The organism is Vibrio sp. Y176, from assembly GCF_033438945.1.
In genome coordinates this window covers 1-536 of the sequence record NZ_JAWOQS010001093.1, presented here as the reverse complement: position 1 = coordinate 536, position 536 = coordinate 1, and the positions used below count along the sequence as shown (strand labels likewise).

The window sequence follows — 536 nt, the reverse complement described above, 5'->3', positions numbered from 1 at the left end:
ACTTCACCCGCGTGACTGAAATTGCAAGTCGTTTGGCAGCGTTGATCCCGTCCGAAGCAGGGGCCGACCCGTTCAAATCATTTGGATGGCAGGCACTGAACAACATCGCTCAGGGCTTGGTCATCACTCATGATCGTCCCAACCTGACAAAGCTCCGCCGATTCCTTGAAGGTGGCGCTGCTGGCTTGGTCATCAAGGCCGTTCAGGCTTACTCAGAGCGAGTTATGCCCGACTGGGAGGCAGAAGCAGCGGCTTATTTGGAGAAAGTCAAAAACGGTTCGCGTGAGAAGATCGCTTTCGCGTTGATGAAGTTCTACTACGACATCATCCAACCTGAGCACCCAAACTCTGATCTGGAAGGCTTGCTGTCGATGTTCCAGCACGACCAAACCCACTTCTCCAAGATGGTGGCGAACCTCCTGCCGATCATGAATATGCTGACGTCCGGGGAGCTAGGCCCTCTGCTGTCTCCAGACTCATCTGATCTGAGCGACGAACGCCAGATCACTGATTCCGCAAAAATCATCAACAACGCT

General features: G+C 53.5%; 1 pseudogene. It reads left to right on the top strand.

What is annotated here, in order from left to right:
• Positions 1-536, top strand: a pseudogene (locus R7O13_RS30375) (conjugal transfer protein); the annotation flags it as partial.